17 protein-coding genes and 1 pseudogene are annotated in these 20010 nt (G+C 72.6%); 11 read left to right on the forward strand and 7 right to left on the reverse strand.

The window, feature by feature from the left end; genetic code table 11:
• Nucleotides 1-66 precede the first annotated feature (66 nt).
• On the reverse strand, nucleotides 67-1590 hold the full coding sequence (locus AB0O67_RS10475; protein ID WP_365448297.1) for a DUF4331 domain-containing protein: 1524 nt from the start codon (nucleotides 1588-1590) through the stop codon (nucleotides 67-69).
• A gap of 204 nt (nucleotides 1591-1794) precedes the next feature.
• On the opposite strand from AB0O67_RS10475, the gene AB0O67_RS10480 reads away from it, so the two are divergent.
• The 3 genes from AB0O67_RS10480 (at nucleotide 1795) to AB0O67_RS10490 (ending at nucleotide 3583) form a co-directional block, all read left to right on the forward strand.
• Nucleotides 1795-2337 carry a sigma-70 family RNA polymerase sigma factor gene (locus AB0O67_RS10480; protein WP_365448299.1) on the forward strand — a complete coding sequence of 181 codons (543 nt, stop codon included), beginning with the start codon at nucleotides 1795-1797 and terminating at the stop codon, nucleotides 2335-2337.
• Nucleotides 2338-2380: 43 nt separating this feature from the next.
• Nucleotides 2381-3187 (forward strand): anti-sigma factor, encoded by an 807-nt coding sequence (locus tag AB0O67_RS10485; protein ID WP_365448301.1) that lies wholly within the window; start codon nucleotides 2381-2383, stop codon nucleotides 3185-3187.
• Nucleotides 3188-3313: 126 nt separating this feature from the next.
• Nucleotides 3314-3583 carry a hypothetical protein gene (locus tag AB0O67_RS10490; protein WP_365448303.1) on the forward strand — a complete coding sequence of 90 codons (270 nt, stop codon included), beginning with the start codon at nucleotides 3314-3316 and terminating at the stop codon, nucleotides 3581-3583.
• A 42-nt stretch (nucleotides 3584-3625) separates the two neighbouring features.
• Here the strand turns inward: AB0O67_RS10490 and AB0O67_RS10495 are convergent, their stop codons facing one another.
• From AB0O67_RS10495 to hmgA, 4 genes are all read right to left on the reverse strand, one after another.
• Entirely contained in the window at nucleotides 3626-4822 is a 1197-nt protein-coding gene (locus AB0O67_RS10495; RefSeq protein WP_365448305.1) for a CaiB/BaiF CoA-transferase family protein, read from the reverse strand.
• Nucleotides 4823-5146: 324 nt separating this feature from the next.
• A complete protein-coding gene (locus tag AB0O67_RS10500; protein ID WP_365448307.1) occupies nucleotides 5147-6292 on the reverse strand; it encodes a type ISP restriction/modification enzyme in 1146 nt (381 codons plus the stop codon).
• A gap of 26 nt (nucleotides 6293-6318) precedes the next feature.
• On the reverse strand, nucleotides 6319-7068 hold the full coding sequence (locus AB0O67_RS10505; protein ID WP_365448309.1) for a GntR family transcriptional regulator: 750 nt from the start codon (nucleotides 7066-7068) through the stop codon (nucleotides 6319-6321).
• Nucleotides 7069-7095: 27 nt separating this feature from the next.
• Nucleotides 7096-8472, reverse strand: a complete 1377-nt coding sequence (hmgA, locus tag AB0O67_RS10510; RefSeq protein WP_365448311.1) for a homogentisate 1,2-dioxygenase — start codon at nucleotides 8470-8472, stop codon at nucleotides 7096-7098.
• Nucleotides 8473-8637: 165 nt separating this feature from the next.
• Between hmgA and AB0O67_RS10515 the strand changes: the two genes are divergently transcribed.
• The 8 genes from AB0O67_RS10515 (at nucleotide 8638) to AB0O67_RS10550 (ending at nucleotide 18760) form a co-directional block, all read left to right on the forward strand.
• Nucleotides 8638-9225 carry a hypothetical protein gene (locus AB0O67_RS10515; RefSeq protein ID WP_365448313.1) on the forward strand — a complete coding sequence of 196 codons (588 nt, stop codon included), beginning with the start codon at nucleotides 8638-8640 and terminating at the stop codon, nucleotides 9223-9225.
• Complete coding sequence (locus tag AB0O67_RS10520; protein WP_365448315.1) at nucleotides 9222-9839, forward strand: TetR/AcrR family transcriptional regulator; 618 nt, start codon at nucleotides 9222-9224, stop codon at nucleotides 9837-9839. Before AB0O67_RS10515 ends, AB0O67_RS10520 begins: the two co-directional genes overlap by 4 nt.
• A gap of 135 nt (nucleotides 9840-9974) precedes the next feature.
• Entirely contained in the window at nucleotides 9975-12227 is a 2253-nt protein-coding gene (locus AB0O67_RS10525; protein ID WP_365448317.1) for a molybdopterin oxidoreductase family protein, read from the forward strand.
• 133 nt (nucleotides 12228-12360) lie between these two features.
• Complete coding sequence (locus tag AB0O67_RS10530; protein ID WP_365448319.1) at nucleotides 12361-13767, forward strand: CitMHS family transporter; 1407 nt, start codon at nucleotides 12361-12363, stop codon at nucleotides 13765-13767.
• Between the two features lie 465 nt (nucleotides 13768-14232).
• On the forward strand, nucleotides 14233-14691 hold the full coding sequence (locus AB0O67_RS10535; protein ID WP_365448321.1) for a DUF3574 domain-containing protein: 459 nt from the start codon (nucleotides 14233-14235) through the stop codon (nucleotides 14689-14691).
• A 102-nt stretch (nucleotides 14692-14793) separates the two neighbouring features.
• Nucleotides 14794-16182 carry an aldehyde dehydrogenase family protein gene (locus AB0O67_RS10540; RefSeq protein ID WP_365448323.1) on the forward strand — a complete coding sequence of 463 codons (1389 nt, stop codon included), beginning with the start codon at nucleotides 14794-14796 and terminating at the stop codon, nucleotides 16180-16182.
• A 14-nt stretch (nucleotides 16183-16196) separates the two neighbouring features.
• Nucleotides 16197-17282 carry a Zn-dependent alcohol dehydrogenase gene (locus AB0O67_RS10545; protein ID WP_365448325.1) on the forward strand — a complete coding sequence of 362 codons (1086 nt, stop codon included), beginning with the start codon at nucleotides 16197-16199 and terminating at the stop codon, nucleotides 17280-17282.
• Nucleotides 17283-17437: 155 nt separating this feature from the next.
• The gene (locus tag AB0O67_RS10550) at nucleotides 17438-18760 is read left to right on the forward strand and encodes an MFS transporter (RefSeq protein WP_365448327.1); all 1323 of its coding nucleotides are present in this window, start codon (nucleotides 17438-17440) and stop codon (nucleotides 18758-18760) included.
• Here AB0O67_RS10550 and AB0O67_RS10555 read toward each other — a convergent pair.
• Together AB0O67_RS10555 and AB0O67_RS10560 are read right to left on the reverse strand one after the other, a co-directional pair.
• Nucleotides 18752-19693, reverse strand: coding sequence for a DMT family transporter (locus AB0O67_RS10555; RefSeq protein ID WP_365448329.1), 942 nt, complete (start codon nucleotides 19691-19693; stop codon nucleotides 18752-18754). The genes AB0O67_RS10550 and AB0O67_RS10555 overlap by 9 nt on opposite strands.
• A gap of 112 nt (nucleotides 19694-19805) precedes the next feature.
• Nucleotides 19806-20010: pseudogene (locus tag AB0O67_RS10560) on the reverse strand (transcriptional regulator); the annotation flags it as partial.

Here is a 20010-nt window from a genome sequence, read left to right on the forward strand (position 1 = left end):
ATGGGGAGGCGCGGCCCGCGCCGTGGGGGATGGGAGGGGTACGGGCCGCGCCGTTCGGTGGGGGCGTCAGTACGCGCGGCCCCGCATGCGGCGCCACCACATCAGGGCCGCGCCGATCAGCAGGATTCCGCCCGCACCCGCGCCCGCGGAGGCGGCGATCAGGGTCGTGTCGTCCGAGCCGGCGGGCTGGAGGGCGTCACCGATCTGACTGCGGACGTCGTTGCCGCCCGAGGTGCCCTTGGCCAGCGGGCCGCGCGAGCCCTCCGTCGGCAGGGCCAGGTACGGGAAGGCCTTCTCGAACTCCTTGTCGTTCTTGTCCACCGCGTCGCCCAGGTCGTTCTTGGCGCCGAGCAGTTCGCCCTCGACGACCTGGAGGGAGGCGTCGATCACGTCGTCCGTGAGACGGCGGCCGTTGGGGAAGCCCGCGTTGTCGCCGTCCAGGACGCCGAGCCGCTTCGGTGTCGCGGCCGGCTTGACGGACGTGTTCAGGCGCAGCATCTCGGAGGGCGTCACATGGGGCGGCTGGTTGAGGTCCTTCACGCCCTTGAGGAAGACGTCGACCAGGTCGTTGCGCGGCTCGGCGGGCGCCGGGATCTTGTAGATCGCCTCGATCAGCCCGGGCAGTTCGGGGTGGGTGACGTTCTCCAGGAACTGGGCGTCGTCCCAGGGCCCGGACGCGTTGAAGGTGTCCTTGTCCTCGATCGGGTTGACGACCTCGTTGACCAGCGGGTTGCCGAGGCGCGAGACCTGCCGGAAGTGCCCCTGGGCGTTCTTGCGCTGGGTCGTCGACCAGATGCCGACGACGGGCTGGTGGGTGGACTCCTGGATCAGGTGGTTGGGCACCTGGAGGGCGATGGAGTTGACGTTGTAGCCCTTGAGCGTGTCGTTGCCGACCTCGGAGAGGTTCCCGCCGTAGAGCAGGTCGAAGACCCGCAGGTCCAGGAAGAACGGGTCGTCGGCCTGACCGGCGAACGTCGTGGCGCCGCCCGCCAGTTCGTGCACCGCCGCCTTGCGCAGCGCGGCGTAGTCGGGCATGGACGCCTTGCCGACGTTCGACGGCGCGACCGGGACGTCGGCCGCGATCTTCGTGCGGGACACCAGTCGCTGCTTCTCCAGCCGCAGCAACTCGATGTCGTAGGTCTGCGTGACGTTGAGGTCCTTGTCGTCCAGGGTCTCGACGGGACCGGTGTTGTAGAGGAACGTCTTCTTGTTCTTGACGTGCGTCCTGAACGTGTAGCGGAACAGCAGCTCGCCCTGTCCGTCACCGTTGTTGTCGATGTGGAGGTCGTACTGGGCGTCCTCGGCGAACGTGAAGAAGTTCGGTCCGCCGGCCGGCTCCTCGAACGGGATCCAGTTAGCGATGATCGTCGTCGTGTCCGGCTTGTCCGGGCTGACGAACGCGTACACGTCGGTGTTGTCGTATTGCGGGGTCCCCGATATCAGCGGGGCCTCCCGGTGACTGGAGGCGGCTGCCGCCCCCGGTTCCAGTGCCGTCACGCCGGCGGCCGCGAGCCCTCCGGCGGCCAGCGCACCACAGACGAGGGTGGCGACGCTCCTGAGTCCCGCGCCGCGCTTGGAGATAGCTGTCATGCCGTCCGTCCTCAGTGCCAACTTGCCTGACGCCGGGGATTCGAAGCCGGGGGTGGACCGGATTGGTCGGTCGGGAGATTGTTTTCCCGGCTGCCCGACCCGCGTTTTCGGCGCGCTGATCCGTAACCCCATCCGGAGGTGCGTGCGTTGCGAATGTCTGGTGTGACGGGGCGGCCGGGGTGCGGTCGCGGAAAGGGGGAGCGCGTGGAGGCGGACAGACTGCTGATCCGCGTCGCGGGCGGGGACCAGATGGCGTTCGAGGAGCTCTACGCACTGGTGTCCGGGCCCGTGTTCGGGCTCGTCAAGCGAGTGGTGCGGGACGCGGCGCAGTCCGAGGAGGTGGCCCAGGAGGTGCTGCTCGAACTGTGGCGGTCCGCCGCCCGTTTCGACCCCGCCCGTGGCAGCGCCCTGTCCTGGGTCCTCACGCTCGCCCACCGTCGTGCCGTGGACCGGGTGCGCAGCGCCCGCGCGGCCGGCGAGCGCGAGCAGCGCGAGGCACTGCGCTTCGGGACGCCCGCCTTCGACCAGGTCGCCGAGGAGGTGGAGGCCGGGCTCGAGCGCGAGTGGGTGCGCCGGTGCCTGAACCGGCTCACCGCCCTCCAGCGGGAGTCCGTCACCCTCGCCTACTACGACGGCTACACCTACCGTGAAGTGGCCGAACGGCTCTCGCTGCCGCTCGGCACGGTCAAGACCCGGATGCGCGACGGACTGACCCGGCTGCGCGAGTGCCTCGGAGGAGTCGCGTGAGTTTCCTGGACCGTCCGCACCCCCAGGGCCGAGGGGGTACGGCATGAGCCTGCTCGACCGGCTGCGCGGCCGCGCCGACCTGCACAGCCTCGCCGCCCCCTACGCGCTCGACGCCCTGGAGCGGGACGAACGCGTCCGCTTCGAGGAGCACCTGGCGGCCTGCGAGCGCTGCGCGCGGGAGGTACGGGTGCTCTCCGAGGACGCCGTGCGGCTCGCCTGGTCCACGGCGGCCCCCGCGCCGGCCGCCCTGCGCGACCGCGTGCTGGCCGCCGTACGCACGACCCCGCAGGACCAGCCGCGCGCGCGTGAGGCGGTGCTGCCTCCGCACGTGTGGGGTACGCAGCCCGCCCCGGCGCGTGCCCGTACGCCCAGGACACGCCCCCTGTTCGTCCCGTTCGCCACCGCGACCGCCGCCGCGGCCCTGGTCGTCGCCGCCCTCTTCGCCGTCCAGGCGAACCGGACGGGCGACCAACTGGCCGCCGAGCGGGACAGATCACGTGAGATAGCCCACGTCCTGGCCGCTCCGGACGCCCGTGCGGCCACCGGACGGGATGCCGGGGGAAGAACGATCGGAGTGATCGCCTCCGCATCGGAGGGGCGCGCGGTCGTCACCCTGAACGGGTACGACAAGCTGCCGGGCGACCGTGTGCATCAACTGTGGCTCATGCGCCCCCAGGCGCAACCACGCTCCCTGGGCCTCCTGGACGGCGACACGCCCTTCGTCGCGGACGGCCTGGACAGAGCGGCGACGTCACTCGCTGTGACCGTCGAGCCCGCCGGGGGCTCACTCCGGCCCACCACGCAGCCGGTTGTCCAACTCGCCCTGGAATCGGTTGGATTCGGAGGGTGATCGAAGAGGGATGGTCAACCCCCTTACGGGGAAGGTGAATCCTGTGACCGCGATACACGCGTGCCCCAAGGGGGAGATAGGGTTACCCTGCCCGGGCCGGGTGGACTCGTACGGGTGGGGAGTGACATGGAACAGATAACAGTGCGCAGCAGGGCCAGGGTCCCTGCGATCACCTGCGGGAGCAGCGCGACCAGTTCGCGTCTCGACCGCCATCTCTCGGTGCTGGCCGGCCCCGCCGTCCCGCAGCGCGAGGCGGCCGAGGCGACCTCGCTGATGCGTGAGATAACTGCACGTGACACCTCGCACGAGCGCAGCGACCGGGTGTCCCGGGTGCGCCGGGTCTCGCTCTTCGCCCCGCTGCGTCGCCTGCGCCGTTCGCTGTTCGGCGGCCGCTGACCCGCACGAACGTCCCCCGACGCACTCTTCGAGGGCCCGCGCTCAGGCAGCCACACCGTCCCGGCGCAGCGCTGCGATCTCGCCGTCCGTCATCCCCACGGCACGCAGCAATGCTTCGGTGTGCTGCCCGAGCGCGGGTACGTCTCCGCTCCGCGCCGGCTCCCCACCCGGCCAGGTGATCGGGGGCAGCAGCGCCTTGAGCGGCCCGGCGGGCGAACCCACCTCCCGCCACCGCTCCCGGGCCGCCAGCTGTGGATGCTCCGCCACCTCCCGTACGTCCCGCAGCCGGGCGCACGCGATCCCCGCGGCCTCCAGCCGGGCCTGTGCCTCGTCGGCGGTCAGCGCCGCCAGCGCCCGCGCGACCCGTGCGTCCGTACGTTCCCGGTGCACCACCCGCGCCGCGTTCGTCGCGAACGCCGGATCACTTCCCAACTCCGGTTGCCCGAGGACCTGTTCGGCGAGCCGCCGCCACTCCCGGTCGTTCTGCACCGACAGCAGCACCCGCCCGCCGTCCGCCGTGGCGTAGGCGTCGTAGGGGGCGATGACGGCGTGCGCGAGGCCTGTGCGCGCCGGTGGTGCGCCGTCGTGCATCACATGGTGCAGCGGATGCCCCATCCACTCGGTGAGCGCCTCCAGCATCGACACCTCCACCGGCCCGCCCCGCCCGGTGGCGCCGCGCCGCACCAGCGCCGCCAGCACACCCGAGAAGGCGTACATGGCAGCCGCGATGTCCGCCGCCGGGATCCCCGCCTTCACCGGCTGCTCGGGCGTCCCCGTCACCGACACCAGGCCGGCCTCGCACTGCACGAGCATGTCGTACGCCCGCTTGTCCGCGTACGGTCCCGACGCCCCGTAGCCGGAGATGTCCACGGCGATCAGCCGCGGGTGCGCGGCGCACAGCGTGGCCGCGTCCAGCCCGAGCCGCGCCGCCGCCCCCTGAGCGAGGTTCTGCACGAACACGTCGGCCTCCGCCACCAGCCGCCGTACGGCGTCCAGCCCGCGCGGGTCCTTCAGGTCCAGCGCGATGGATTCCTTGCCGCGGTTGCACCACACGAAGTGCGAGGCGAGGCCGCGGGCCGCGGTGTCGTAGCCGCGTGCGAAGTCGCCGCCGTCGACCCGCTCCACCTTGACGACCCGGGCGCCGAGATCGGCGAGCTGCCGGGTGGCGAAGGGGGCGGCGACGGCCTGTTCGACGGCGACGACGGTGATGCCCTCCAGGGGCAGGGGGAGACGGTCCATGGGGTGGATCATGTCCCGAGCGTGCCCGCCTTGTCAGCGGGGCCGGTCCTCGGCCCTCGCCGCGGCGGCCGTGCGGATCGCGGGCGCCGAGGGCAAGTCACGGTCTCGATGCGGCGGGTCGCCGCCGAGCTGAGCTGCGGCACGGTGTCCCTGTACAGCTACGCCGGCCACCGCTGAGCGCACGGGGTCGCCGCCGTGCTTGGAGGAGCAGGGGCGCGCCGTACGGATCGCCTACCCGAGCCGGCGCCCAGGGCGAGGCCGGCCTGCGGATCCGCCGGGCCCGGGTGCCGGACTGCTTCGCGCCGGAGCGGCAGGTGCCGACGGCTAGAGCAGGGCGAACTGGCCTTCCGGTCCCTCCTCGTGGTGGTCCAGGACCGAGGCGGGGCGGCGAGCCGGGGCCGGGACCGGCAGGACGCCGGCCGCGCGCAGCTCGGTCGCGGTGAGGGTCGACTCCGTGTCCAGCGGGGGAAGTTCGGCCAGCAGCGTGAGGACCGTGATCAGCTCCAGCAGCTCGGAGGTCCACGTCTGGGGCCAGCTCGCCGGGCGGATCGCGAGGAGCGTGCCGGGGTCGCCCTCGGCCGTCCGGGCCGCGAACCACTGCTCCAGGACGCGGACACCGCCCGCCTCGAAGTCCCAGGCCTGGGGCGGGACGGGGGAGACGCGGCCCTCGTCGAGGTGCAGGGCCTCCTCGTCGCGGTCGTAGTGGAGCGTGCGCGGCCGGGCGGGGAGCGGGGCGCGGACGTAGGGGCGGCGGCCGCCGGGCAGTTTGGGGCGGTCGCCGTCGCGGCGCAGCAGCCAGAGCATGCGCCGGCCCCGCTGCACGCCCGTCGACCAGAGCGCGGGGTCCTCGGTGAGCGGCACCGTGAGGTCCGCCCGCACCGCGCTCAGGATCCACGCCAGGACGTCGACCGGGCCAAGGGTCTGACCGAGGCGGCCGCCCAGGTGTTCCAGCAGGCCCGGGGCGAGGTTCGGCTCGGCGCCCGCGGGGCGGCGGTACAGGGGCCGTACCCGGCCGGGACGGAGCAGCGGGACGAGGGACGTGGCCAGCAGACGGGGGCCGCCGCCCTCGGGGTTCTCGACCACGAACACCTGCTGTTCGTCTGCCACCCGCCACAACTCCGGCCGCGCCGCGTCGATCAGCCGGTGGTCCGGGATCAGCCACTGCTCGTCGAAGGGCGCCGGCAGCACGCGGACCGGCTCCGGGCAGGGGCCCTGCGCGCGCAGCAGCTTCTCCGTGCCGGTGGAGCGGCCGGGCAGCTGCCCGACCGCCGAGTGCAGTGTGCGGGAGCGCGAAGGTTCGAACAGGGCCTCGCGGTCCGCGCCCTCGGCCTTCATCAGGGTGTCCCAGCGCGCCTTGAGGGTGGACGGGTCGGGGGCCGTCGGCCACCCCCGGCCGATTCGCGGCGGTGCGACGGACCACGGCATGAGGTCCGCGAGCAGCGGAGCGTCGTCATGCGTCACGCCCGGCATCGTACGACGGCCCTCCGGCGCGTGGGTCAGGTGGCGTCCAGCGTCACCGTGAAGGAGAAGCGGTCGCCCCGGTAGTGGATGACGGCGACGTCCAGCACCCGCCCGTCCCCGTCGTACGTCACGCCCGTGTAGTGCAGGATCGGGCTCAGTAGCGGCACGTCGAGCAGGCGCGCCGTCTCCGGGTCCGCGAGCCGGGCCTCCACCGTGTCCGTGATGCGGCTGATGTCCGCCCCGACCACGTCCCGCAGCACCTTGGTCATCGGCCAGCGGCCCAGATCGTCCAGGACGATCCGGTCCGCCACCTCCGGGCGCACGTAGTTGTGGGCGTGATTGGTCGGCTCACCCGTCTTCTCGTCGCTGCGCAGCCGGTGGTACGTCGCCACCTCGCCGAGGTCCGGGAAGTACTCGGCGAGGCCCGCGGGCACCGGCGCGTGGCCGTGGTCCAGCAACTCGGCGGTCATGCCGGACTGCTGGGCCACGATCGCGTCCACCGAGCCCAGCAGCCGCACTGGGGCGCCCCGCCGCGCGCTGGGCTCGATGAACGTGCCGCGCCTGCGGTGCCGGCTGATCAGGCCCTCGTCCTCGAGCTCCTTGAGCGCCTGCCGCATGGTCAGCACGCTCACGCCGTAGTGCCCCGCCAGTTGCTCCTCGGTCGGCAGGCGCAGCGGGTCCCGGGGCGAGCGGCCGAGTATCGAGGCGCGCAGCGACTGCGAGACCTGGTACCAGAGCGGCAGCTTGCGGTTCAGGACGATCGAGTCCGGGGCGAAGGAGGTCACGGGGCCATCCGTACCGGCAGGATTCGGTCAGTGCAAGGGGCGGAAGTGCCGCTCCATGCCCTGCCACACGTCGTCGTAACGCTGTTGCAGGTGTTCCGCCTGCTCCGCCTGCGGTGTCAGGGTCATCGGCCAGCGCGTCTCGAACATGAACGCCAGCCCGTCGTCCACCCGCTGCGGCCGCAGCTCGGCCGCGCTCGCCCGGTCGAACGTCTCACGGTCCGGGCCGTGCGCCGACATCATGTTGTGCAGCGAGCCGCCGCCCGGCACGAACCCCTCTGCCTTCGCGTCGTACGCGCCCTCGACGAGCCCCATGTACTCGCTCATCACGTTCCGGTGGAAGTACGGCGGCCGGAACGTGTCCTCGCCCACCAGCCAGCGCGGCGCGAAGACCACGAAGTCCACGCCCGCGAGGCCGGGGGTGTCGGACGGGGAGGTGAGGACCGTGAAGATCGACGGGTCCGGGTGGTCGTAGGAGATGGTGCCGATCACATTGAAGCGGCGCAGGTCGTAGACGTACGGCACATGGTTGCCGTGCCAGGCGACGACGTCGAGCGGTGAGTGGTCGTACGTCGCCGTCCAGAGGTTGCCGCAGAACTTGTTGACGACCTCCACCGGGCCCTCGACGTCCTCGTAGGCCGCGACCGGTGCCCTGAAGTCCCGTGGGTTGGCGAGGCCGTTGGCACCGATCGGGCCGAGATCGGGGAGGCGGAAGGGGGCGCCGTAGTTCTCGCAGACGTAGCCGCGCGCGGCCGGGCCCTGCCCGTCGCCGTACCCCGCGTCCAGCAGCTCCACGCGGAACCGGACCCCGCGCGGGACGAGCGCGACATGTCCGGGCTCCACCGCCAGCAGCCCGAACTCCGTGCGCAGCAGCAGACCGCCGCGCTCCGGCACGATCAGCAGCTCGCCGTCCGCGTCGCTGAAGACACGGTCCATGTCGGCGTTGGCGTGGTAGAGGTGCACGGCCATGCCGGTGCGCTGGGTGACGTCGCCGTTGCCGCCCAGGGTCCACAGCCCGGCCAGGAAGTCGGTGCCGGGCGGCGGTTCGGGCAGGGGGTTCCAGCGCAGCCGGTTCGGGTCGGGGACGGTCTCGGTGAAGGGGGCCGTGCGCAGGCCGCCGTTGGGGGTGCGGGTGAACGCCGGGTGCGCGGCCGAGGGGCGCATGCGGTAGAGCCATGAGCGGCGGTTGTGGGCGCGGGGCTCGGTGAACGCCGTGCCGCTGAGCTGCTCGGCGTACAGGCCGAGGGGGGCGCGCTGGGGTGAGTTCCGGCCCTCGGGCAGTGCGCCCGGGAGGGCCTGCGAGCTGTGCTCGTTGCCGAATCCGGAGAGGTAGGCCAGCCCTTCGGCGGTCTTCCGCGCTTCCCCACGCTCGAACACGCTCGCGCGGGAGGTGCCCCCATCGCTCATGATCACTGCTCCCTTGCACTGCCGATTCCTATGGTTCACCGTAGGATTGCGGTTGCTCCGGCGCAAGGGGGATGTCCGGCCTCCTCTCGACGGAGGACGGAGGACGGCCGAGAACCAGACTCCAGGGGGATTCGGGGTGTCGCACCGGTGTTCTACGCTCGCCGCATGTCGTGGACGCGTCGATCCCGTGCCGCGCTCGCGGTCTGTGCCCTGTTGGTGGCCGCAGCCGTGGGCTGTGGCACCGGCGATGCCGGGGAGCGGAAGAACGCGCAGGCGCCGCCGGCGGTGGGCCGGCTGCTCGACGACACCGACGAGGCCGGGCGCCCCTATCGTGAGGTGCGCGAGGAGGACGCGCCCGAGATCGGCATAGAGGTGCAGCCCGACGCCTCCGGCGCCGGGTGGGACGTACGCCTGCGCCTTGGCGACTTCGGCCTCTCGCCGGTCGGTACGGCACCCAGGGCGGTACCCGGCCGGGGCGTCGCCCGGCTCTTCGTGGACGGTCGCCCCGTCGCCGAAATGCGCGACCCCGAGCACCGGCTGGCCGCCGGCCTGGTCCCACGCGGCACGCACCAGGTGACCGCGCGGCTGTACGCCGACGACGGCACCGTCTGGGCGGTCGACGGCGAGCCCGTCGAGTGCACGGCCGACATCACCGCGTCGGGCAGCGAGCCGGCGGCCACGACGAGTGCACCGGGCGCGCAGATGCGTGGCGGAGGTGGAGGTTCACCGGATCCCGGCGGAAAGGCATCATGAAGTCCGTGCCCCACCCGACCACGCTCCGTCGTGCGCCCGTCCAACGGCGCAGTGCCGAACGGCTGACCCGCATCCTCGACGCCTGCGCCGACCTCCTCGACGAGGTCGGCTACGACGACCTGAGCACCCGCGCGGTCGCCCAGCGCGCCGGTGTGCCCATCGGCTCGGTCTACCGCTTCTTCGGCAACAAACGGCAGATGGCCGACGCGCTCGCCCAGCGCAACCTGGACCGCTACGCGGAGCGGGTCACCGCCCGCCTGAAGGGTTCCGCACAGGGCGACTGGCGGGCGGCCATGGACGCCGTGCTGGACGAATACCTCGTCATGAAGCGCACCGCGCCCGGCTTCTCCCTCGTCGACTTCGGCAACCAGATCCCCGTCGGCAGCCGGCAGGCCGAACCCAACCACCGGGTCGCCGACCGGCTCACCGACCTCCTCGGCGGCCATCTCACCCGCGAACCCGACGCCGAGCTGCGCCGTGTCTTCCTGATCGCCGTGGAGACCGCGGACGCCCTGGTGCAGCTGGCGTTCCGGTTGGATCCGGAGGGGGACGCGGACATCGTCGCGGAGATGCGGGAGATGCTGCGGGCGTATCTGGTGCGGGTGCTGGACTGACGGGACCGAGCGGCGTCCGGGCGCCCTCCTCCCCTTCGGAGATCCTCTTCACGCAAGGGCTCCCCTCCATGCATACCGGTCGGTATGCTCATCCCGTCCGTGCGTCGCCGTAGTCGTCAGACCCCGGGAGGACCCGTGTCCCGCACCGCCCTGCGAATCTGTCCCCTGTGCGAGGCCACCTGCGGGCTGACGCTCACCATCGAGGGGACTCGGGTCACAGGGGCCCGTGGTGACCGCGACGACGTCTTCAGCCAGGGGTTCATCTGCCCCAAGGGCGCCTCCTTCGGGGCCGTCGACGGCGACCCCGACCGGCTGCGCGGGCCGCTCGTGCGCCGGGACGGGGAGCTGCGCGAGGCCAGTTGGCAGGAGGCGTTCGACGCCGTGGCCGCCGGGATCCGGCCGGTCGTCGAGCGGTACGGGGCGCACTCCGTCGGGGTGGTCCTCGGCAACCCCAACGTGCACACCATGGCCGGCGCGCTCTACCCGCCCGTCCTGATCGGCGCCCTCGGCACCCGCAGCGTGTTCACCGCGTCCACGGTCGACCAGATGCCCAAGCACGTCTCCAGCGGACTCCTCTACGGCGACGCGAACGCCATCCCCGTGCCCGACCTCGACCACACCGGCCACCTGCTGCTCATCGGCGCCAACCCGCTGGAGTCCAACGGCAGTCTGTGCACCGCGCCCGACTTCCCCGGCAAGCTGAAGGCGCTCAAGGCGCGCGGCGGCACGCTCACCGTGATCGACCCGCGCCGCACCCGCACCGCCGAACTGGCCGACCGTCACATCGCCATCCGCCCCGGCGCGGACGCCCTGCTGCTCGCTGCGATGACGCACGTCCTCTTCGAGGAGGACCTGGTCGCGCTCGGCGACCTCGCGCCGCATGTCGAGGGGCTCACCGAACTCCGGGGGGCGATGGCGGACTTCACTCCCGAGGCCGTCGCCGGTGCCTGCGACGTCGAGCCCGCCGTGACGCGTGCCCTCGCCCGGGAACTGGCCGCCGCCCCCACCGCCGCCGTCTACGGCCGCATCGGCAGCTGCACGGTCCCGCACGGCACGCTCGCCAGCTGGCTCGTCGACGTCCTCAACATCCTCACCGGCAACCTCGACCGGCCGGGCGGCGCCCTCTTCCCGCAGGCCGCCACGGACCGGACACCCCGCCCGGCCGGACCCGGCCGCGGCTTCGCGCTCGGGCGCTGGCGGTCCCGGGTGAGCGAGCACCCCGAGGCGAAGGGCGAGCTGCCGCTCTCCGCGCTCGCCGAGGAGATCGACACCGCCACCGAGGAGGGCGAGCCGGTCCGGGCGCTGATCGCGGTCGCCGCCAATCCGGTGCTGTCCGCCCCCGACGGCGCCCGGCTCGACAAGGCCCTCGACTCGCTGGACTTCATGGTCAGCGTCGACCCGTACCTGAACGAGACCTCGCGCCACGCCCACGTCGTGCTGCCGCCGCCCCCGCCGTCCCAGAGCGCTCACCACGACTTCGCCTTCAACACCCTCGCCGTGCGCAACCAGGTCCGCTACACCCGCCCCGCCGTCCCGCTGGAGCCGGGCCGGATGGCCGAGACCGAGATCCTCGCCCGGCTCGTGCTGGCGGCTTCCGGCATGCACGGCGCCGACCCCGGTGCCGTGGACGCCATGGTCGTCGAGCAGACCCTCGGCAAGGCGGTGACGGAGCCCCACTCACCGGTGCACGGCCGGGACCCGCGGGAACTCGCCACCCGGCTCGACGGCGACACCGGTCCCGAGCGGCGCCTCGACATGATGCTGCGCCTCGGCCCGTACGGGGACGGCTTCGGCGTACGCCCGGACGGGCTGAGCCTCGCGAAACTGCTCGCCCATCAGCACGGGATCGACCTCGGGCCGCTGCGCCCCCGGCTGCCGCAGCCGCTGAAGACGGCGAGCGGCAGGGTCGAGCTGCTGCCGGCGCCCCTCGCCGGCGATCTGCCGCGTCTGCGGAAGGCCATGACGGAGCGCGCTGCCGGTCTCGTGCTCGTCGGGCGCCGCCATCTGCGCTCCAACAACAGCTGGATGCACAACGTCCCCGCCCTGACCGGCGGCACCAACCGCTGCACCCTGCACATCCACCCCGAGGACGCCGACCGGCTCGGTGTGCGCGACGGGGCGCCGGTCCGGGTGAAGGGCGCCGGGGGAGAGGTGACGGCCCCCGCCGAGGTCACCGACGGCGTACGGCCCGGCGTGGTCAGCCTCCCGCACGGCTGGGGCCACGACCGCCCCGGCACCCGTCTCACCCACGCCGCGACCGACCCCGGCGTCAACGTCAACCAGCTCCTCGACGGCAGCCGGCTCGACCCGCTCTCCGGCAACGCGGTCCTCAACGGCGTGCCCGTGGAACTCGCGCCGGTGACCGAAAAGCTCACCGCGCTGACCTGAGCAAAGCTGTGACCAGGAGTTTTGCGCTTATTGCTCGCACGTCAACATCTTGTTAACGCCGATTGACGGGACCTAACGTCGTCGAACCGCCGGCCCTGGTGGGAGTTCAAGGGCGAACGTTAGGTATCCACTCATGCTGACCATCCTCGGCTTCGCCATGATCGCGACCTTCCTGGTCCTGATCATGTTGAAGAAGATGTCGCCGATCGCGGCGCTCGTGCTCATCCCCGCACTCTTCTGTGTGGTCGTGGGCAAGGGCGCGCACCTCGGCGACTACGTCATCGACGGAGTCTCCAGCCTCGCCCCCACCGCGGCGATGCTCATGTTCGCGATCGTCTACTTCGGGGTGATGATCGACGTCGGTCTGTTCGACCCGATCGTCCGGGGCATCCTGAAGTTCTGCAAGGCCGACCCGATGCGCATCGTCGTCGGTACGGCCCTGCTCGCCGCGATCGTCTCGCTGGACGGCGACGGCTCGACCACGTTCATGATCACCGTCTCGGCGATGTACCCGCTCTACAAGCGGCTGAAGATGAGCCTGGTCGTGATGACCGGTGTCGCGGCGACCGCCAACGGCGTGATGAACACCCTGCCGTGGGGCGGCCCGACCGCGCGCGCCGCCACCGCCCTGAAGCTGGACGCCGGCGACATCTTCGTCCCCATGATCCCGGCCCTCGCCGTCGGTCTGGTGTTCGTCGTCGCCCTGTCGTACGTCCTCGGTCTGCGCGAGCGCCGGCGGCTCGGTGTGCTGACCCTGGACGAGGTGCTGGAGGAGGAGAAGGAGACGGTGCTCGTGGGCACGGGCACGGGCGGCGTCGGTGCGGGCGCCCCCTCCGGTGCGGGCACCCGGCAGGTCACCGGTGGTGCCGGCGCCGAAGAGCTCCGCGAGGACGACGACTTCCAGGGACTGGACCCCGACCGCCCCACCCTGCGCCCCAAGTTGCTCTGGTTCAACGCGCTGCTCACGATCGGCCTGCTCACCGCCATGATCATGGAGCTGCTGCCGATCCCGGTGCTGTTCCTGATCGGCGCCGCCCTCGCGCTCACCGTCAACTTCCCGAAGATCCCCGAGCAGAAGGCCCGCCTCGCCGCGCACGCCGACAACGTCCTCAACGTCTCCGGCATGGTCTTCGCCGCCGCCGTCTTCACCGGCGTCCTGCAGGGCACCGGCATGGTCGACAGCATGGCCAAGTGGCTGGTCGACGTCATCCCGGGCAGCATGGGCCCGCACATGGCCCTGGTCACCGGTGTGCTGAGCCTCCCGCTCACCTACTTCATGTCCAACGACGGCTTCTACTTCGGTGTCCTGCCGGTCCTCGCCGAGGCCGGCGCGGCGCACGGCGTGACGCCGGTGGAGATGGCCCGCGCCGCGCTGGTCGGCCAGCCGCTGCACATGTCCAGCCCGCTGGTCCCGGCCGTGTACGTGCTGGTCGGCATGGCGAAGGTGGAGTTCGGCGACCACACGCGGTTCGTCGTGAAGTGGGCGGCCATGACCTGCCTGGTGATCCTGGGCGCGGGCATCCTGTTCGGCATCATCTGACGTCACCGCACCCGACCGACTTCACGCCAGGAGGTACACGACCATGGGGCCCGGTGGGAACCGCGGCTGGCTGCTCCGCCTCGTCATCGCCTTCAGCTTCGCGCACGGCTCGTCCTGACCGGCCAGGTCGCGGCCCCGGCGACGGCGGGCCTGGTCGCCGGGGTTGCGGGGGTGGCGGCCCCGTTCGTGATGCTCGGCGGATTGCTGCTGCTGTCGGCGGGGGTCGCGATGCGCTCGCGGGCGCACCGGGGCGGGGAGCGGACACCCCCGGCCGGCCGACGGCCCTCGCCCCGCCTGACGGAGCGCGGGCGGGACAGCAACGTCACATGAAGGCACCGGCGGTGCGCTCGTACCGGCAGGCGCGCGAAGAGGACGGCGGGCGGATCCTCACAGCCCGCCGGGACGGTTTCCGCCTTTCGGCGCGGCCGCCGCGTCGCGTGGCGCACCGACCGGTAGGTAAGGGCCATGACCTTTCGACTCACCCGCGCCCGGGTCGCCCTGGCGACCGCCGCCGCCCTGCTCGCCGTCGGGGCGCCCACCGCGTACGCCACGCTCGGCGAGGAGACCCCTGCCGCCCCCACCCCGGTGCGCGGTGCGGCGTACGCCGAGACGCGACTGCTCTTCGGTACCGCGCGGCCCGAGGGTGGACCGGCCGTCACCGAGCGGCAGTTCATGGCCTTCGTCGACAAGGAGGTGACCCCGGACTTCCCGGACGGACTCACCGTGCAGAGCGGGCGCGGGCAGTGGCGGGACGCGGGCGGCACGGTCGTGAAGGAGCGGTCGTACGAGCTGATCCTGCTGTATCCGGCGGGCGAGGCGGCGGCCAGGGACCGGAAGGTCGAGGAGATTCGCCGGGACTACGAGAAGGCCTTCGGCCAGGAGTCGGTCGGCCGCGTGGACGATCGGGTACGCGTCGACTTCTGAGTCGCTCGGCGGTGTTGCGGCAGCACCCTGCCGGGCCTGGCGCGGAAAAACTATCGCCGCTAGTTTGGGTCCCCGACGACGCCGCTGTTCGGGAGGTAGGCCATGAAGGCCCGGGACGGGATGTACATCGACGGCGCCTGGCGCCCCGCCGCAGGCCAGGACGTGATCGAGGTCGTGAACCCGGTCGACGAGGAGGTCATCGGCCGGGTCCCCGCGGGCACCGCCGAGGACGTGGACCAGGCCGTGCGGGCCGCCCGCGCCGCCCTGCCCGGGTGGTCCACGACGCCGCCCGCCGAGCGCGCCGCGCGCCTGGCCGCCCTGCGGGACGTGCTGGCCGCCCGTAAGGACGAGATCGCGCAGACGATCACCGCCGAGCTGGGCTCGCCGCCGGCGTTCTCGCAGGCGGTGCACATGGGTGCCCCGATCGCGGTCGCGGGCTCGTACGCCGAACTGGCCGCGACCCACGCGTTCGAGGAGAAGGTCGGCAACTCGACCGTCTACCAGGAGCCCGTCGGCGTGGTCGGCGCGATCACGCCCTGGAACTACCCCCTGCACCAGATCGTCGCCAAGGTCGCCCCGGCCCTGGCCGCGGGCTGCACGGTCGTCCTGAAGCCGGCCGAGGACACCCCGCTGACCGCCCAGGCCTTCGCGGAGGCGGTGCACGAGGCGGGCCTCCCGGCCGGTGTGTTCAACCTGGTCACCGGCCTCGGCCCGGTGGCAGGGCAGGCGCTCGCCGAGCACCCGGGCGTCGACCTGGTCTCCTTCACCGGCTCCACCGCCGTCGGCAGCCGGATCGCCGCCACGGCGGGCGCCGCGGTGAAGAAGGTCGCCCTCGAACTCGGCGGCAAGTCCGCCAACGTCATCCTGCCGAGCGCCGACCTGGCCAAGGCGGTGGGCGTCGGCGTGGCCAACGTGATGTCCAACTCCGGGCAGACGTGCAGCGCGTGGACCCGGATGCTCGTGCACTCCTCGCAGTACGCCGCCGCCGTCGAACTGGCCGCCGCCGCGGCCGCCAAGTACGGAGAGCGCATCGGGCCCCTCGTGAACGCCCGGCAGCGCGACCGGGTGCGCGGCTACATCGACAAGGGCGTGGCCGAGGGCGCCCGCCTGGTCGCGGGCGGCGCCGAGGCCCCGCGGGAGCGCGGCTACTTCGTCAGCCCGACCGTCTTCGCGGACGTCACGCCGGAGATGACCATCGCCCAGGAGGAGATCTTCGGGCCGGTGCTGTCGATCCTGCGGTACGAGGACGAGGCGGACGCTCTGCGGATCGCGAACGGCACGGTGTACGGGCTCGCCGGCGCGGTCTGGGCGGGCGAGGAGGCGGAGGCGGTGGCCTTCGCGCGCCGGATGGAGACGGGCCAGGTCGACATCAACGGTGGCCGCTTCAACCCGCTCGCGCCCTTCGGCGGCTACAAGCGCTCGGGCGTCGGCCGGGAACTCGGCGTGCACGGCCTTACCGAGTACCTCCAGACCAAGTCCCTCCAGTTCTAGAGGAGTTCACTGTCATGGCTGTGCGTGCCGCCGTCCTTCCGGCTGTCGGTGCCCCGCTGGAGGTCACGGAGATCGACCTTCCCGCGCCCGGACCCGGCCAGATCCGGGTCCGCCTCGCCGCCGCCGGGGTGTGCCACTCCGACCTGTCCCTCTCCGACGGCACCATGCGCGTCCCCGTCCCGGCCGTCCTCGGCCATGAGGGCGCGGGCACGGTGGTCGCCGTCGGCGAAGGGGTCACGCATCTCGCACCGGGCGACGGCGTGGTCCTCAACTGGGCGCCGTCGTGCGGCGACTGCCCGGCCTGCGCGCGCGGCGAGGTGTGGCTGTGCGCCAATGCCCTGAAGGGCTCCGCCGCGGTCCACGCCCACCGCACGTCCGACGGTGGCGAGTTGTACCCCGGGCTGAACGTGGCCGCGTTCGCCGAGGAGACGGTGGTGCCGACGTCCTGCGCGCTGCCCGCGCCTGCCGGGGTGCCCCTGACCGACGCGGCGCTCCTGGGCTGCGCGGTCCTCACGGGCTACGGCGCCGTGCACCACTCCGCGCGGGTCCGGGCCGGCGAGACGGTCGCGGTGTTCGGCGTCGGCGGGGTGGGCCTGGCGGCCCTCCAGGCGGCGCGGATCGCGGGCGCGTCGCGGATCGTGGCGGTGGACGTCTCCCCGGCGAAGGAGGAGCTGGCCCGCGCGGCCGGCGCCACCGACTACGTCGTCGCCTCCGACACCACGGCTCGTGAGATCCGCGCCCTGACCGGCAAGCAGGGTGTCGACGTGGCGGTGGAGTGCGTCGGCCGGGCGGTGACCATCCGCACGGCCTGGGAGTCGACCCGGCGCGGCGGCCGCACCACGGTGGTCGGCATCGGCGGCAAGGACCAACAGGTCACCTTCAACGCCCTGGAGATCTTCCACTGGGGCCGCACCCTGTCCGGCTGCGTCTACGGCAACTCCGACCCGGAGCGGGACCTGCCGGTCCTGGCCGAGCACATCCGCGCCGGCCGCCTGGACCTGTCGGCCCTGGTGACGGAACGGATCGCCCTGGACGGCATCCCGGCCGCGTTCGAGAACATGCTGGCGGGCAAGGGCGGCCGGGCGCTGGTGATCTTCTGACGCCACGCGTCCAGGAGTTCTGACCCAGAGGGACCCGGGCGCCACCCGGGTCCCTCTTGCCTCCCCGGTATCTTCACGCACGACCGTTGACCCCATACCGTCCGGTCAGTATGTTCCCCGGAACGTCCCCACCGCACCCACCGGAGCGTGCACGCATGGACACGTCCCCCTCCGCTCACCCCATCGCCACCACCGCCCGCCCCACGGGCAACCGCCGTCGGGTCGCCACCTCGGCCGCCCTCGCCTCGGCCGTCGAGTGGTACGACTACTTCGTCTTCGGCATCGCCGCCGCCCTGATCCTCGGCGACCTGTACTTCCCCTCCGGCAGCTCCACCGCCGGCGTACTGGCCGCCTTCGCCACCTTCGCCGTCGGCTTCCTCGCCCGTCCGCTCGGCGGCATCGTCGCCGGTCACCTGGGCGACAAGCGCGGCCGCAAGCCGATGCTGGTCCTCGCGCTCACGCTGATGGGCGTCGCCACCACCGGCATCGGCCTGCTGCCGACGTACGAGACGATCGGCGTCGCCGCGCCGATCCTCCTCGTCGCCCTCCGGGTGGCGCAGGGCGTCGCGGTCGGCGCCCAGTGGGGCGGCGCGATGCTGCTGGCCACGGAGTACGCCCCCGAGGGCAGGCGCGGCGTCTACGGCAGCGTCGTCCAACTCGGCGTCCCCATCGGCGTGGTGACCGCCAACACGGTCTTCCTGCTGGCCGGCGCGCTCACCTCGGAGCAGGCGTTCGAGTCCTGGGGCTGGCGCCTGCCGTTCCTGGTCGGCGTCCTCGTGCTCGCGCTCGCCTGGTACATCCACACCCGGGTCGAGGAGACCCCCGAATTCCGGGACGCGGAGAAGGCGCTGGCCGAGCGTGAGAAGTCGGAGCAGAACAGCCCGCTGCGCACGATCCTGCGCCACCACCTCGGTACCGTCCTGCTCGCCGGCGGCTCCTTCGCCGTGAACACCGCGACGTTCTACATCCTGATCACCGGAGTCCTCGACTACACCACCCGCGAACTCGACATGAACCGCGGCGCGGTCCTCACCGTCTCGCTCTGCGTCAGCCTCACCCAGCTCGTCCTGATCCCCGCCTCGGCCGCGCTCTCCGACCGTGTCGGCCGGATCAGGATCTACGCGCTCGGCGCGGTCGGCATCGGACTGTGGGCCGTACCGCTGTTCCTGCTGATCGACACCGGTTCCCTGCTGTGGCTGGCGGTCGGCACCTTCGTCGCCAGCTGTTTCCTCAGCATCATGTACGGCCCCCAGGCCGCCCTGTTCGCCGAGCTGTTCACGCCCGAGATGCGCTACACGGGCGCCTCCCTCGGCTACCAGATCGCGGCGGTCGCCGGTGGCGGTCTCGCGCCGTTCGTCATGGTGCTGCTGCTGGAGGCGACCGGCACGTCGATGGCGGTGTCCGCCTACATCATCGGCCTCGCCGTGGTCGCGCTGCTGTCCATCAAGGTCCTGGCGGACCGGGCGCGTTCACGCTGACTTCGAGGCCGTCTGTTCGGTCCGCGACGCCGTCCCGCTCCCCGGCGCCGCGGACCGCGGCCGGGACCGCGACACCGCCACACCGGCCAGGCACAGCGCGCCGCCCGCCATCGTGAGCAGCCCGGGCACCTCGCCCAGCGCCAGCCACGACATGAGCACGACCAGGGCGGGTACCGCGTACGTCGTCGCGCCCATGCGGCTGGCCGTCGTCCGGGACAGGGCGTACGCCCAGGTGGTGAAGGCCAGCGCGGTCGGGAAGACGCCCAGGTACACCATGTTGAGGGTGGCCGACAGCGGCGCGTCGGCCGCCTCCGTCAGCAACTGCCAGGAGAACGGCAGGCAGCACACCGCGCCGACCAGGCATCCGAACGTCGTCACCTGCAGCACGCTCGCGCGTCCGAGGGCCGGTTTCTGCGCCACGACCCCGCTCGCGTAGGCGATCGCGGCCAGCAGGCACAGCACCACGCCGAGCACCGAAGAGCCGCCCTCGCCGGACATCGACAGCCCCACGGTCACCGCGCCGGCGAACGACACCGCCATCCCGGCCAGCAGCCGCGGCGGCATGGGATCGCCGAGCAGACGGGCGCCGAGCAGGGCGATGAGGATCGGGCCGACGTTGACGACCAGGGCGGCCGTACCGGCGTCGACCTGCTGTTCGCCCCAGTTGAGGGCGACCATGTAGAAGCCGAACCACAGCACGCCTGATATCGCGATCCCGCGCCAGGCCTCCCGCGGCGGCCACCCCTCGCCCCGGACGAGGAGGACCGCCCCCAGCACGAGGGCTCCGGCGAGCAGCCGCCCGAGCGCCAGCGCGCCCGGCGAGTACGCGGCTCCGGCGCTGCGGATCGAGACGAAGGCGGAGGCCCACAGCACCACCGTGACGGTGGCGGCGCCGGTGGCCAGCAGCTGGATACGGGGGGCGACGTTCATCATGTTCCCGAGGTTAGGAGGGGGAGGGGGCCGCAGGCTCGCGGGTTTCGGACCTGGAGCAGGGCAGGGCGGGGAGCAGGGCAGGACGGGAGCAGGACACGGCGGGGCAGGGCACTCAGCGCAGCGCGGCCGCGTCGATGCCGAGCAGCGCGGACAGCGCCCGCTCACCGCCCGGCGTCACCTTCACCGCCCGCTCCGAGCCGATGCGTACGCACCACCCCGTGTCGAGGGCGTGCCGGCACAGGGCGGCGCCCGCGACGCCCGCGAGATGAGGGCGGCGCTCGGTCCAGTCCAGGCAGGCGCGGGCGAGCGGACGGCGG

The organism is Streptomyces sp. NPDC086077 (assembly GCF_040686175.1).
In the GTDB taxonomy this organism is placed as follows: Bacteria; Actinomycetota; Actinomycetes; order Streptomycetales; family Streptomycetaceae; genus Streptomyces.

Excerpts from the sequence above, each read along its gene's own strand:
- AB0O67_RS10475 (WP_365448297.1), bottom strand. The coding sequence starts at position 1,590 with ATGACAGCTATCTCCAAGCGCGGCGCGGGACTCAGGAGCGTCGCCACC.
- AB0O67_RS10485 (WP_365448301.1), top strand. The coding sequence starts at position 2,381 with ATGAGCCTGCTCGACCGGCTGCGCGGCCGCGCCGACCTGCACAGCCTC.
- AB0O67_RS10490 (WP_365448303.1), top strand. The coding sequence starts at position 3,314 with ATGGAACAGATAACAGTGCGCAGCAGGGCCAGGGTCCCTGCGATCACC.
- AB0O67_RS10495 (WP_365448305.1), bottom strand. The coding sequence starts at position 4,822 with ATGGACCGTCTCCCCCTGCCCCTGGAGGGCATCACCGTCGTCGCCGTC.
- AB0O67_RS10500 (WP_365448307.1), bottom strand. The coding sequence starts at position 6,292 with ATGCCGGGCGTGACGCATGACGACGCTCCGCTGCTCGCGGACCTCATG.
- hmgA (WP_365448311.1), bottom strand. The coding sequence starts at position 8,472 with ATGAGCGATGGGGGCACCTCCCGCGCGAGCGTGTTCGAGCGTGGGGAA.
- AB0O67_RS10515 (WP_365448313.1), top strand. The coding sequence starts at position 8,638 with ATGTCGTGGACGCGTCGATCCCGTGCCGCGCTCGCGGTCTGTGCCCTG.
- AB0O67_RS10520 (WP_365448315.1), top strand. The coding sequence starts at position 9,222 with ATGAAGTCCGTGCCCCACCCGACCACGCTCCGTCGTGCGCCCGTCCAA.
- AB0O67_RS10530 (WP_365448319.1), top strand. The coding sequence starts at position 12,361 with ATGCTGACCATCCTCGGCTTCGCCATGATCGCGACCTTCCTGGTCCTG.
- AB0O67_RS10535 (WP_365448321.1), top strand. The coding sequence starts at position 14,233 with ATGACCTTTCGACTCACCCGCGCCCGGGTCGCCCTGGCGACCGCCGCC.
- AB0O67_RS10540 (WP_365448323.1), top strand. The coding sequence starts at position 14,794 with ATGAAGGCCCGGGACGGGATGTACATCGACGGCGCCTGGCGCCCCGCC.
- AB0O67_RS10545 (WP_365448325.1), top strand. The coding sequence starts at position 16,197 with ATGGCTGTGCGTGCCGCCGTCCTTCCGGCTGTCGGTGCCCCGCTGGAG.
- AB0O67_RS10550 (WP_365448327.1), top strand. The coding sequence starts at position 17,438 with ATGGACACGTCCCCCTCCGCTCACCCCATCGCCACCACCGCCCGCCCC.
- AB0O67_RS10555 (WP_365448329.1), bottom strand. The coding sequence starts at position 19,693 with ATGATGAACGTCGCCCCCCGTATCCAGCTGCTGGCCACCGGCGCCGCC.